The sequence below is a fragment of the Novacetimonas sp. GS1 genome (assembly GCF_036686925.1).
Classification (GTDB): Bacteria; Pseudomonadota; Alphaproteobacteria; order Acetobacterales; family Acetobacteraceae; genus Novacetimonas; species Novacetimonas hansenii.
Genome location: NZ_VSZP01000001.1, coordinates 1,908,017 through 1,920,619, shown reverse-complemented (window position 1 = coordinate 1,920,619; position 12,603 = coordinate 1,908,017). Strand labels below are relative to the sequence as shown.

General features: G+C 59.8%; 11 protein-coding genes and 1 pseudogene. 8 read left to right on the top strand and 4 right to left on the bottom strand.

The window, feature by feature from the left end:
- The first annotated feature begins 54 nt into the window (after positions 1-54).
- The 7 genes and pseudogenes from pdhA (at position 55) to FYB92_RS08765 (ending at position 7,141) form a co-directional block, all read left to right on the top strand.
- Entirely contained in the window at positions 55-1,014 is a 960-nt protein-coding gene (gene pdhA / locus FYB92_RS08795; RefSeq protein WP_174805748.1) for a pyruvate dehydrogenase (acetyl-transferring) E1 component subunit alpha, read from the top strand.
- Positions 1,015-1,018: 4 nt separating this feature from the next.
- Positions 1,019-2,392, top strand: coding sequence for a pyruvate dehydrogenase complex E1 component subunit beta (locus FYB92_RS08790; RefSeq protein WP_332828993.1), 1,374 nt, complete (start codon positions 1,019-1,021; stop codon positions 2,390-2,392).
- Between the two features lie 12 nt (positions 2,393-2,404).
- Positions 2,405-3,715 carry a pyruvate dehydrogenase complex dihydrolipoamide acetyltransferase gene (locus tag FYB92_RS08785; RefSeq protein ID WP_332828489.1) on the top strand — a complete coding sequence of 437 codons (1,311 nt, stop codon included), beginning with the start codon at positions 2,405-2,407 and terminating at the stop codon, positions 3,713-3,715.
- A gap of 10 nt (positions 3,716-3,725) precedes the next feature.
- The gene (lpdA, locus tag FYB92_RS08780; protein WP_003620153.1) at positions 3,726-5,138 is read left to right on the top strand and encodes a dihydrolipoyl dehydrogenase; all 1,413 of its coding nucleotides are present in this window, start codon (positions 3,726-3,728) and stop codon (positions 5,136-5,138) included.
- 169 nt (positions 5,139-5,307) lie between these two features.
- Positions 5,308-6,301: pseudogene (lipA, locus tag FYB92_RS08775) on the top strand (lipoyl synthase).
- Positions 6,301-6,789 (top strand): type II toxin-antitoxin system RatA family toxin, encoded by a 489-nt coding sequence (locus tag FYB92_RS08770; protein WP_003620158.1) that lies wholly within the window; start codon positions 6,301-6,303, stop codon positions 6,787-6,789. Before lipA ends, FYB92_RS08770 begins: the two are co-directional and overlap by 1 nt.
- Positions 6,790-6,823: 34 nt before the next feature.
- A complete protein-coding gene (locus tag FYB92_RS08765) occupies positions 6,824-7,141 on the top strand; it encodes a hypothetical protein (RefSeq protein WP_003620159.1) in 318 nt (105 codons plus the stop codon).
- 242 nt (positions 7,142-7,383) lie between these two features.
- Here the strand turns inward: FYB92_RS08765 and FYB92_RS08760 are convergent, their stop codons facing one another.
- Genes FYB92_RS08760 through FYB92_RS08745 form a run of 4 tightly spaced genes read right to left on the bottom strand, consistent with a single transcriptional unit; the run spans position 7,384 to position 11,018 of the window.
- Positions 7,384-7,890 (bottom strand): CinA family protein, encoded by a 507-nt coding sequence (locus FYB92_RS08760; protein WP_003620161.1) that lies wholly within the window; start codon positions 7,888-7,890, stop codon positions 7,384-7,386.
- Positions 7,891-7,927: 37 nt separating this feature from the next.
- Positions 7,928-8,389, bottom strand: a complete 462-nt coding sequence (locus FYB92_RS08755) for a phosphatidylglycerophosphatase A (protein ID WP_003620163.1) — start codon at positions 8,387-8,389, stop codon at positions 7,928-7,930.
- Entirely contained in the window at positions 8,389-10,422 is a 2,034-nt protein-coding gene (locus tag FYB92_RS08750; RefSeq protein WP_332828488.1) for a lytic transglycosylase domain-containing protein, read from the bottom strand. The genes FYB92_RS08755 and FYB92_RS08750 overlap by 1 nt, the downstream gene beginning before the upstream one ends.
- Positions 10,419-11,018 (bottom strand): YjbE family putative metal transport protein, encoded by a 600-nt coding sequence (locus FYB92_RS08745; RefSeq protein ID WP_003620166.1) that lies wholly within the window; start codon positions 11,016-11,018, stop codon positions 10,419-10,421. The genes FYB92_RS08750 and FYB92_RS08745 overlap by 4 nt, the downstream gene beginning before the upstream one ends.
- 207 nt (positions 11,019-11,225) lie before the next feature.
- Here FYB92_RS08745 and purB point away from each other — a divergent pair, with 207 nt between their 5' ends.
- Complete coding sequence (gene purB, locus FYB92_RS08740) at positions 11,226-12,578, top strand: adenylosuccinate lyase (RefSeq protein WP_003620167.1); 1,353 nt, start codon at positions 11,226-11,228, stop codon at positions 12,576-12,578.
- The last annotated feature ends 25 nt before the right edge of the window (positions 12,579-12,603 follow it).

The following is a 12,603-nucleotide window of genomic DNA, read 5'->3' as shown; positions in this document are numbered from 1 at the left end:
TCAATGAGTGAAAAACAAGTTTCCGATGTCGTAGTCGGCCGTAACAGTCAGGCCATGACCCAGGCTGAACTGCAGGAAGCCTATTACCAGATGGTCCTGATCCGCCGTTTTGAGGAACGCGCGGGGCAGTTGTACGGGATGGGCCTGATCGGTGGGTTCTGCCATCTCTATATCGGGCAGGAAGCCGTGGTGGTCGGTATCCACATGGAGCTCAAGGACGGGGACAAAATCATCACGTCCTATCGCGACCATGGGCAGATGCTTGCCGCGGGCATGACGCCACGCGGGGTCATGGCGGAACTGACCGGACGTGAAGGCGGATATTCCCACGGCAAGGGGGGATCAATGCACATGTTCTCCCGCGAGAAGAACTTTTACGGCGGGCACGGCATCGTCGGTGCGCAGGTCTCCCTTGGTATCGGACTTGCCTTTGCCAACAAATATCGTGGTACGGACGAAGTTTCCGTCACCTATTATGGCGAAGGCGCATCCAATCAGGGCCAGGTCTACGAAAGTTTTAACCTTGCTGCCCTGCACAAGCTGCCGTGCGTCTTTGTCCTTGAAAACAACCATTACGGAATGGGCACCAGTGTGGAGCGGGCCTCTGCATCACGTGAATTGTGGCGCAACGGGGAACCATGGGGCATTCCGGGATTCCATGTCGATGGCATGGATGTGGAAGCCGTGCGCAACGCGGCACGTGACGCAGTCGCACATTGCCGCGCGGGCAAGGGGCCGGTACTGCTGGAGGTCGATACCTACCGCTATCGCGGTCATTCGATGTCCGATCCCGCCAAGTATCGCCAGCGGTCCGAAGTGGACGAAATGCGCAAGAACCACGACCCGATCGACCGTGTGCGCAAGGAACTCCTGAACATGGGCACGACGGAAGACGCGTTGAAAGCCATTGACGCCAAGGTCAAGGCCATCGTTGTCGATGCCAGTGACTTCGCCCAGACCAGCCCCGAACCCGATCCGTCCGAACTGTGGACCGATGTGCTTGTCGAAAGCTGAACACATGCCCATACAGATATTGATGCCCGCCCTGTCCCCCACGATGACAGAAGGGAAGCTGGCCCGCTGGCTGAAGAACACGGGGGAAGATGTCGCCCCCGGCGACGTGATCGCCGAGATTGAAACCGACAAGGCCACGATGGAAGTCGAGGCGGTGGAAGAGGGAACCATCGGGCGGGTTCTCGTTCCCGAAGGAACGGAAAATATCGCGGTCAATACCCCCATCGCCATCCTTCTTGCACCGGGGGAAGACAGTTCCGCCGCCAACGCGGCGCCTGTAGAACCCGTATCCGCAAACCCCGTATCCGCGACGGCGGCTGTACCGATGGCGCCCCCCCGGACGACCAGCGCCCCTGCCATACCCCCAGCCCCCCATATGGGCGCCGAAAAGGACTGGGGCGAAACCAGCGAGATCACAGTGCGTGAAGCCCTGCGTGACGCGATGGCCGCAGAATTGCGCCGTGACGGCGACGTTTTCCTGATTGGCGAGGAAGTCGCGCAGTATCAGGGCGCCTATAAGGTATCGCAGGGGCTTTTGGACGAGTTCGGAGAGAAACGTGTCATCGACACCCCGATTACCGAACAGGGCTTTACCGGCATGGCGGTTGGCGCGGCGCTGACGGGGCTGAAACCGATCGTGGAATTCATGACCATGAATTTCGCCATGCAGGCCATTGACCAAATCATCAATTCCGCCGCCAAAACGCGCTATATGTCCGGGGGGCAGATGTCCTGTCCCATCGTCTTTCGTGGGCCCAACGGTGCGGCGGCACGCGTGGGCGCGCAGCATTCACAGTGTTATGCAAGCTGGTACGGTCACATCCCCGGCCTGAAGGTCGTGGCCCCCTGGTCCGCCGCCGACGCGAAGGGGCTTTTGCGTGCGGCAATCCGCGACCCCAATCCCGTTATCTTCCTTGAAAATGAAATCCTCTACGGACAGAAATTCCCATGCCCGGTAGATGAGGATTTCATCCTGCCCATCGGCAAGGCCAAGGTCGAACGTGAAGGCAGCGATGTCACCATCGTGACATTTTCCATCATGGTCGGCGTGGCGCTGGAGGCTGCGACGCAACTGGCGGATCAGGGCATCAGCGCGGAAGTGATCAATCTGCGTACCATCCGTCCCCTTGATACCGAAACGATCGTGAACAGCGTCAAGAAGACCAGCCGACTTGTCTGCGTGGAAGAAGGCTGGCCCTTTGCCGGGATGGGGGCGGAAATCGCCATGCAGGTGATTGAACATGCGTTCGATTACCTCGACGCCCCACCGGTACGCGTCGCAGGTGCCGACGTGCCGATGCCATTCGCCGCCAACCTTGAAAAACTGGCATTGCCCAATGTCGAATGGATACTCAACGCCGTTCGGCAGATCGTCTGAGGGAGCAACGCGATGTCCACGAATATCCTGATGCCGGCGCTGTCTCCCACCATGACGGAAGGCAAGCTGCTGCGCTGGCTGAAAAAGGAAGGGGAGGCCGTTTCCGCCGGTGACGTCGTTGCCGAGATCGAAACGGACAAGGCCACAATGGAGGTCGAGGCGGTGGACGAGGGCATCCTTGGCCGTATCCTCGTGCAGGAAGGGACCGACGCAGTCAGCGTCAATACACCAATTGCCATCCTTGTGACCGAGGGGGAGGCCGTGCCCGATGCGCCCAGCCCCCCTGCCACACCCCCGACACCTGCTCCAGTCACAGCCCCGGCTGCCGCCGCCATCCCTGCCACGACCATGCCCGCCGCCACGGGGCAAGGCACGGGCCAGGAGGCCAGAGGACAGGCCAGGGGGCAGGCCAGGGGCCAGCGTATTTTCGCATCCCCCCTTGCACGGCGTATCGCCAGCCAGAAAGGGATCGACCTGTCCGCACTGAATGGAAGCGGCCCGAACGGGCGCATCGTCCGTCGCGATGTTGAACAGGCCACCATACAGCCCGCAGCGTCCCCTGCCGCACCACCCACGGCCACCGTCTCCACACCTGTACAGGACATCGCGGCCATTGCAGGCGATACCCCACACCACACCGTCGCCAATTCGACGATGCGTAAGGTCATTGCCCGCCGCCTGAGCGAAGCGAAATCGACCATTCCGCATTTTTATGTGGAGGTTGATGTCGAACTCGACGCGCTGCTTGCGCTGCGCACGCAACTGAACGCGGCATCCCCTGCGGATGGGCCGGGGGCTTACAAGATCTCGGTCAATGACATGCTCATCAAGGCCGCCGCCGTCACGCTGCGCCGGGTGCCTGACGTGAATGTCTCCTTTGCGGGCGACATGACGGTCCATTACGACACGATCGACATCTCGATGGCGGTCTCCATCCCCGATGGCCTGATTACGCCCATCGTCCGGCAGGCCGACCACAAAAGCCTTGGCCAGATCAGCGCGGAAACCCGTGACCTGATCAAGCGCGCGCGGGCGGGCAAGCTCAAACCCCATGAATTCCAGGGGGGAACATTCTCCATCTCCAACATGGGAATGATGGGGGTCAAGGCATTTTCCGCCATCATCAACCCGCCACAGGCCGCCATCCTTGCCATCGCGGCAGGAGAAGCGCGCCCTGTGGTGAAGGATGGGGGGATCAGCATCGCAACCGTCATGACCGTGACCCTGTCGGTCGATCACCGCGTCGTCGATGGCGCGCTTGCTGCGCAATGGGTTTCGGTCTTCCGTTCCGTAGTGGAAAATCCGCTAAGTCTCTTGGTCTGAGGACGCTGGCATGAGCACTTCCCAATTTGACATCATCATCATCGGTGGTGGTCCCGGCGGATATGTCAGTGCAATCCGCGCGGGGCAACTTGGCCTCAAGGTCGCGGTGGTGGAGGCCGCGCATCTGGGTGGTATCTGCCTCAACTGGGGCTGCATCCCGACCAAGGCGCTGCTACGGGCATCGGAAATCAACCATCTGCTGCATAACCTTGGGGAATTCGGGTTCGCGGCAGACAATGTACGTTTTGACCTTGAAAAGGTGGTCAAACGTTCCCGTGCGGTTTCGGCGCAGTTGTCGGCAGGTGTCGGACACCTGCTGAAAAAGAACAAGGTGACAGTCATCAACGGCTTTGGCCGCCTCGACGGCAGGGAGGGTGATAAGCGCCGTGTGTCAGTAACACCGGCCAAGGGAGGGGAGGCGATCTCCCTTGCCGCCCCGCATGTGATTATCGCCACGGGCGCACGGGCACGTGTTCTGCCAGGGCTGGAGCCGGACCAGAAACTGATCTGGTCCTATCGCGAGGCCATGGTGCCGACAACGTTGCCAAAACGTCTGGTGGTGATCGGGTCCGGGGCGATTGGAATAGAATTCGCGTCGTTCTATCGCAACATGGGGTCCGAAGTGACCATCGTGGAGGTTGCCGGACGTATCTTGCCGGTGGAAGACGAGGAGATAAGCGGTCTGGCCCGCAAGGCGTTCGAAAAGCAGGGAATGCAGATCCTGACGGGCGCGAAGATCGTGTCCGTTTCCAAAGGGGCCGAAACCGTGACCCTGAAGATCGAGGCTGGCGGCAAAACGCACGACATGACCGTCGATCGCGTGATTTCGGCGGTCGGGATTGTCGGCAATGTGGAGAATATCGGGCTGGAAGGCACGGCAATCGAAGTTGACCGCACCCATATCAAGGTCGATCCCTACTGCCGCACGGCGGAAAAGGGGATCTATGCCATCGGGGATATCGCCGGGCCACCGTGGCTGGCGCACAAGGCAAGCCATGAGGGGGTCATGTGCGCGGAAATGATTGCGGGGCGGGACGTCCATCCGATGGACCCGCTCAACATCCCCGGATGCACGTACTGCCGTCCACAGGTCGCTTCCGTCGGGATGACCGAGGCGCGGGCAAAGGATGCTGGCTATAAGATCAGGGTAGGGCGCTTTCCCTTTGTGGGAAATGGCAAGGCCATCGCGATGGGAGAACCCGAGGGACTGGTCAAGACCATTTTTGACGCACAGACCGGCGAACTTCTGGGTGCGCACATGATCGGGGCCGAAGTGACGGAGATGATCCAGGGTTACGTCATTGCCCGGACGTCGGAACTGACGGATGGCGAACTGAAGGAAACGGTCTTCCCGCATCCCACAATTTCCGAAGCCATGCACGAAGCCGTGCTTGCCGCCTATGATGGGGCGCTGCATTTCTGAAGGCTGCAAAGACCGCTTTCATGCGCCATGAACGGGGGAGGTATGTTACACTTTCCGCTTTTCCCGACCTTGTGATTGCCCGCCAGGTTCCGGGACGCAAGAATGCTTGACGCATGGAACGGTGCGTTCCACTTGTGGATATCTGCCTGTTTTTCGGGGTTTTACCGCTATGTCCGTACGTGTCCTGATCGATCATCGCAAGGAGGGTTCCCCCGCAGCGCGGCACCCGGAAAAAGCGCACCGGCCTGACAATCCCATTGCCAGAAAACCGGACTGGATCCGGGTGCGTGCGCCCAATAACCCCGTCTATCACGAAACCCGCAAGTTGATGCGTGACCAGAATCTGGTCACGGTGTGCGAAGAGGCAGCCTGCCCCAATATCGGTGAATGCTGGTCGCAGCGTCATGCAACCATGATGATCATGGGCGAGATCTGTACCCGCGCCTGTGCATTTTGCAATGTCACCACCGGGTTGCCAAACGCGCTGGATGCCGATGAACCGCAACGTGTGGCCGAAGCCGTAGCAAAGCTGGGCCTGCGCCATGTGGTCATTACGTCCGTTGACCGCGATGACCTGCCGGATGGGGGGGGCGCAGCATTTCGCCCGTGTCATCACCGCGATCCGGCAGGCGGCCCCCACCACCACCATCGAAATCCTGACCCCGGATTTCCTGCGTAAACCCGGATCGCTGGAGGTTGTGGTCAGGGCGCGGCCTGATGTTTTCAACCACAATCTTGAAACCGTGCCACGTCTGTATCCGTCCATCCGGCCTGGCGCACGTTATTACCAGTCGATGCGGCTGCTTGACGACGTCAAGCGCCTTGATCCGTCGATCTTCACAAAGTCAGGTCTGATGCTTGGGCTGGGGGAAGACAAGCCGGAAATACTTCAGGTCATGGATGACCTGCGTATAGCAGACGTTGATTTCATCACCTTGGGGCAATATCTCCAACCTACGGTCAAGCATGCTGCGGTGGCGCGATTTGTCACGCCGGATGAGTTCGCCGACTATGCCGCCATGGCCCGGGTCAAGGGGTTCCTTCAGGTAAGTTCCTCGCCACTGACACGGTCATCGTATCATGCAGACTCTGATTTTGCGGAATTGCGCGCCGCACGACAAAAGCGTCTGGAAGCCCAGAATGGCGCGATGGAGACGAAGTGATGCCCACCCATGCCGAACGTCGGTTGATCGCCTATTCTCCAGATCAGCTTTTTGATCTGGTGGCCGATGTCGGAAAGTATCCGCAGTTCCTGCCCTGGTGCGTCAATGCCAGCGTCAGGAGCCGCACCGCCACCCTGCTGGTGGCGGACCTGTCGATCGGTTTTGGCCCGTTTCGCGAAACCTTCACCAGCCGCGTTACCCTGGATCAACCACGGACCATCCGCGTTACCTATGAAAAAGGTCCGTTTCGATACCTTAACAACGTCTGGACCTTTACCCCTGATGAACGGGGATGCCTGATCGATTTCTTTGTTGATTTCGAATTCCGTTCCCGCCTGTTGCAGGCGGCAATTGGCGTTGTGTTCAACGAGGCCGTTCGCCTTATGGTTTCGGCCTTTATCCGGCGGGCCCGCGATATTTATGGTCCACCCACGATTATACCGCCCGCCAATCCCTCGACCATGCCCGCCAAGATGGGAAACGCATAAAAGCGGGCATGCCTATTTCCCGGAAAATGGTCTAATGAAATATTCTTCTTTCCTGATTTTCCTGCTGTCTGTAATGGCGGGGGCAGGGACGGCACATGCGTCTCCGGCTGGGGGGCATGCACATCATCACGCATCAACCAGCCAGCACCCCGCCCCCGGCAGCAACGCTGAAACAGCGGACCTCAACGCCATAAGCCTGAAAAAAGCCCGGGCCAGCATGACAACACCAGCAGCAGCCCCGCCGCAGGCCGTAACGAACGGCAAGGTTCAGCCTGTCCAGGCCGCAGGAACGGGAATGACTTCGCCGCCCATCCGCGTACCTGAAACCAGCGATACTGTCGCAATGTATTAAAACAGGATGTTACCAGACAGAAATTTGACTTTTTCTGCACGCGATCAGGTCATGGCACCTGATCGCAACATATATCAGATGTATATGAAATATACACTCGGATAATTACCAAATAATAGAAATAAAGTTATTTTTTATAAATTATACAGAACAAATTTTTATACGATTTATTTCGAATGAATGACATATTTTGGCTTTGTTATTTTTTGAAATTCCATCTCATTCCATAGAAAACATCCTACTTAACCAGTATGTAACGCCTCAAGCACCAGTGTCTGGGCATAAATAACTGCCTGCTGTCGGATTGAATCCCGGTTCCCGGAAAATACGACCGAAACCGTCCGGGTCTGCCGCTGCTTTATCGCAACCGCGAACCAGACCAGACCAACCGGCTTTTCAGCACTTCCCCCACCGGGGCCTGCAATCCCTGTTACAGATATCGCGACATCCGCATCAGGGGCGACCGCCACGGCCCCATCAGCCATGGCTGCGGCAACCTCGCTACTGACTGCGCCACGCAGGTCAAGCAGGATAGAAGGCACGTCCAGCAATCGCATCTTCATGGCGTTGGAATAGGTGACAAACCCACCCGCCACGAATTCGGATGCCCCTGCTGGCTGCGTCAGGGACCCGGCCAACAGGCCGCCGGTGCAGCTTTCAGCCGTGACAATACGACGTCCCTGCCGGGCCAGTTCTTCGAACAGCAGCAGCGCCCCCTGCATCATCGGGGTGGGCAATGACGGTTCCATATCCACTCTCCTGTTTCTACTTACCCCAACGCTGGGATCAGGCAATGGCATGCAGGGCCATGACAATCAGGCCCGCCCCCATACCCGCCACGATATCATCGCCCATGATGCCCACCGCATCATGACGCCTGTCAAACCAGCCAACCGGCCCCGGCTTCGTGATGTCAAACAGCCGGAACAGTGCGAACGCCAGCGCCAGCCACAGGCAATCGGCGCCACGCAGGGCAAAGGGGGAAAGTGGGGCAAGCGGCCACATCGACAGCCACATGCCTGCGACTTCATCAATGACGATCCAACCATGGTCTTCCCCATTGGACACCATGGCCGTGGCCCAATACCCGATGACACAGCATACCATGATGGCCATGCCCATCCACGCCACGTGCTGTAATAGCGGTATCCCCACCAGTAACGCCGCCAGAGACCCAACCGTCCCCGGTGCCCTGGGGAAAAAACCACAGCCACCAAAACAGGCAATCATCCGTGCGAGGAAACGCATTACCGTGCGACCTCCTGTCCTGTTATCGCCCGAGCCTGATAAACCGCCATATTTTCCATCACACGTTCCACATAATTGCGCGTTTCCTCGAACGGGATACTTTCAATCCAGTCGAGTACAACCTCGCCCGATGCATGGTCACGTGCAGGGTCCCCAAGGGAGGCAAGCCATGTATCAACACGATGCGGACCGCTGTTATAGGCGGCAAGCAAGTAGGGTACACTCCCACCAAAGCGCTCCATCAACTGCTGCAGGTAAGCAGCCCCCAGCGTCATGTTGACCTGCGGGTTCGTCAGCGTGGCTGCCGTTATCGTGCCAAATGACTGGTGCGTACGCCGCGCCAGCTCCTCGCCCGTGGCAGGACGCAACTGCATCAGGCCAACTGCATGCGCCCCACTGACGATGGTGGGATCAAAATTGCTTTCCTGCCGCATGACTGCAAGTTCCAGCCCCTGCGGCAGATCATGTTCTGCCGGAACATAGGGGCGCGGCCAGCCATCCTCCACCAATGCCAGCCCGTCACGACCTGCGCGGCGTGCAATCAGCACCGCGACATCAGGCATCGCAAGGCGGGTTGCCAACCGGGCAGCCATCACATGCTCCACCGGGTGGGTCGCTTCTTCATCCAGCTTGATGACGAAATCACGGGCATGATGAAAATCATTCCACGACGCCAGGATCTGGGCCGCACGCGCAAGGTCCGATGTCTCGAAACGCACGGACTCTTCGACCGTGGGTTCGGGCGGATGCAGGCGCACCAGATATTCACGCACGGACTGCCCGGCCTGACTTGGGGCCAACAGTCCATTGACCGCATTATCCTGCAGGCAGGTGATCGACATCTGGCCATAAAAAGTATTGGCAAGCTGTGCGGCCTCATCCCACGCAACACGGGACGCCGCGCGGTTGCCACGTGCGGCCTGCGCGCGCCCACTCCAGTATAATCCGCGGCTACGGGTAATCAGCGAAGTTGCCGTGGTCAGGGGGGCAAACGCCGCCAGCGCCTTTGCAGGCTGGTGCAGCCGTTGCAACATGATCCAGCCGCTCAGGAAACGCGTATCGTAAAAACTGACCTCCGGCAGGGCAGAACGGTCATCGGCAACCAGCAGGGCGTCACGATTACGCCCTTGCGCCAACAGATCACGCGCCAGCGCATCGCGAGCATGCCAGAATATCGCGGCCCCCGCCTTGTCCTGCTGCTGTTCTATGGTGAACCCCGAACGCTTCCATAACGCCAGGGCATCATCAAGGCGCTGCGCATGATCAAGCCAGCGCAACTGCTCCAGCACCAGTATGGCGTCATCGCGCTGGTCAGGTGGCACCAGTGCAAGCAGGCTTTCAGCGCCCATATCGTTATGATGAAAGGCAAGCCGCGCACGCGCAAGCGCCTGCTGCTGCGGATCAAGGAATGACACCTGCGCGTCCGCGGCGCCAAGGCGGCCTGTACGCTCCTGCCGATCGAAACGCCGCCAGTTATCCTGCGCGGTGAAGCTGGAACCAAACTGCTGCTGCATCAGGCGCGCATCGGCGGGTTGGTCATTTCCCGCGATCCATGCCGCACGCGCCCATTGCGTGATCCGCGATGGGGGAAGTGCCGCCCCTGTGGCACATCGGGCAAGGGCCTGTGCGGTGCCAAGTTGCCAACGCGCACACAACCGCGCGAGTACGGCAGGATCGCCTTCCTGTGACAGGGCACGCTCAAAACGCGCAACCATGACACCACGTCTGGGCCATGTGGTGCTTTCGGTCAGGAAATTGGCATATTCATCCGCCGTGCCGCCCGCAGGCGACAGCAGCCGCAGATAAACCGTCAGGCGGGCAGCGACCGGGCTGTCATCGGCATTGCCTGTCCCGGCCTGTCGCTCCGTAGGCCATGCGGGGGCAGGGGGGATGGCAGGACCTTCGGCATGAAGGGAAAGAACCGGGCAGGACATCCATACCCCGGCCGCCACGCAGGCAAGAAAGGCGCTACGCCGCAGCGCACCGTGCGCGCGACGCCGGAAATAACCGATAGCCCGACCGTCACCCGTCACGAAAGATGGGTCCACACTTCACCTCCGCCCTTGAAGATCAGCTCAACCGCCACAACCAGCACCACAAGCAGCCCGATCCATGAAATCCAGCGAAACCGCTCCAGCAGCCGTGCAATCAGCGACGCCGCGATGGCCATCATCAATACCGACACCACCAGCCCGGTTACGAGCACGCCTACATGTTCGCCCGCGGCCCCCGCCACGGCCAGCACGTTATCAAGGCTCATGGACAGGTCAGCCACGATGATGCGGATAATGGCGTTGCGCAATGACGCGGGGGCAGGGGCGCCATCTTCCCCCGCATGGCCGGGACCGCGCATTTCACGATACATCCGCCAGCAGACCCATAGCAGAAGGAGCCCCCCCGCAAGTGTCAGGCCGATGACCGCCAGCAGCCGGACGGCCACCAGTGCAAGGCAGATACGGATCAGTGCCGCACCCAATACCCCCGAAAGGATCGCAACCCTGCGCTGTGGGGCAGGCAGGCCGCGCACCGCCATCCCGACAACGATCGCGTTGTCGCCCGCAAGCGTGAGATCAATGAGGACAACCTGACCAAGCGCGTAAAGCGAGGAGGCGGAAACGGCAAATGACATGAAGCAGGGATATCCTGTTGCACCGCCCATAAGGGACGTGAAAGTAAGTTCGGTCTGCCCTGTTATATGCCGTGGGACGCGGATGCCATGCAATCATGCGTATCCGGATTTGAAATATGCACGAAAGGGAAGACGCGCGACGCGGAATTGGCTAGGAAAGGGTCCCACATTCCCCTATCGCGCATTTTGTTAAGGAAATCCAACCCTATGGTCCCGCGTTATACCCGGCCGGTGATGGCCGCCATCTGGTCCCCGGAAAACCGGTACCGCATCTGGTTCGAGATTGAGGCCCTCGCCTGCGAGGCGATGGCCGAATACGGCGCCATCCCCAAGGAATCCGCACGCACCATCCGTGAAAAGGGCGACGCCGCCATGGCGGCGTTCACGCAGGCCGACCTGGACCAGATTGACGAAATCGAAGCCGTGACACGCCATGATGTCATCGCCTTCCTGACATGGCTTGCCCAGAAGGTCGGCCCCGACAGCCGCTTCGTCCATCTGGGCATGACATCATCCGACGTACTTGATACCTGCCTGTCGGTGCAGATGGTGCAGGCGACCGACCTGCTGCTTGAGGATCTGGACAAGCTGCTCGCCGCGCTGAAACAGCGCGCATTCGAGCACAAACATACGCTGACGATCGGACGCAGCCACGCCATCCATGCCGAACCGACCTCGTTCGGGCTGAAACTTGCGGGACATTATGCGGAATTCGCGCGTAACCGCGAACGCCTTGTCCGTGCACGCGCGGAAATTGCCGTATGCGCGATTTCCGGGGCGGTGGGCACCTATGCCCATATCGACCCGCGCGTGGAGGAATATGTCGCACGCAAGCTGGGCCTCGAACCCGAAGGCGTTTCCACGCAGGTCATCCCGCGTGACCGTCATGCGGCCTATTTCTGCGCGCTGGCGGTCATCGCCAGTGGAATCGAACGCCTTGCGGTTGAAGTACGCCACCTGCAACGCTCCGAAGTGCGTGAGGCGGAGGAGTTCTTCCATCCGGGGCAGAAGGGATCGTCCGCGATGCCGCACAAGCGCAACCCGGTCCTGTCGGAAAACCTGACCGGGCTTGCGCGTCTGGTGCGTTCACATGTCATCCCGGCGCTGGAAAATGTGGCGCTGTGGCATGAACGCGACATCAGCCATTCGTCGGTGGAACGCAACATCTGCCCCGATGGCACGATCGGCCTTGACTTCGCGCTGATGCGCCTTGCCGGCATGATGGAAAAGCTGGTCATCTATCCCGATCGCATGCAGGCCAATATCGAAAGCCTGGGTGGCGTTGTCCATTCGGGTGAAGTGCTGTTGGCGCTTGCACGCGCAGGCATCCTGCGTGAAGATGCCTATCGCATCGTGCAGCGCAACGCGATGGAAACATGGACCAAACTGGGACAGCCCGACGGCAGGACGTTCCGCGAAAACCTCGACGCTGACCCGGAGGTTGCGGGACGCGTGCCTGCCGAAGTGCTGGATGCGGCGATGGACAGCACGGCGCATCTGCGGCAATTGGACCATACCTACAACCGCGTATTTGGTGAAACCGGCCCCCGGTCCGCATAAGGGAACAGTCGGCAGACCTGCCTGT

Coding starts and splice junctions, on each gene's coding strand:
- FYB92_RS08785 (WP_332828489.1), top strand. CDS start 2,405: ATGTCCACGAATATCCTGATGCCGGCGCTGTCTCCCACCATGACGGAA.
- FYB92_RS08790 (WP_332828993.1), top strand. CDS start 1,019: ATGCCCATACAGATATTGATGCCCGCCCTGTCCCCCACGATGACAGAA.
- lpdA (WP_003620153.1), top strand. CDS start 3,726: ATGAGCACTTCCCAATTTGACATCATCATCATCGGTGGTGGTCCCGGC.
- FYB92_RS08755 (WP_003620163.1), bottom strand. CDS start 8,389: ATGCGTTTCCTCGCACGGATGATTGCCTGTTTTGGTGGCTGTGGTTTT.
- FYB92_RS08765 (WP_003620159.1), top strand. CDS start 6,824: ATGAAATATTCTTCTTTCCTGATTTTCCTGCTGTCTGTAATGGCGGGG.
- FYB92_RS08760 (WP_003620161.1), bottom strand. CDS start 7,890: ATGGAACCGTCATTGCCCACCCCGATGATGCAGGGGGCGCTGCTGCTG.
- FYB92_RS08770 (WP_003620158.1), top strand. CDS start 6,301: ATGCCCACCCATGCCGAACGTCGGTTGATCGCCTATTCTCCAGATCAG.
- purB (WP_003620167.1), top strand. CDS start 11,226: ATGGTCCCGCGTTATACCCGGCCGGTGATGGCCGCCATCTGGTCCCCG.
- FYB92_RS08745 (WP_003620166.1), bottom strand. CDS start 11,018: ATGTCATTTGCCGTTTCCGCCTCCTCGCTTTACGCGCTTGGTCAGGTT.
- pdhA (WP_174805748.1), top strand. CDS start 55: ATGACCCAGGCTGAACTGCAGGAAGCCTATTACCAGATGGTCCTGATC.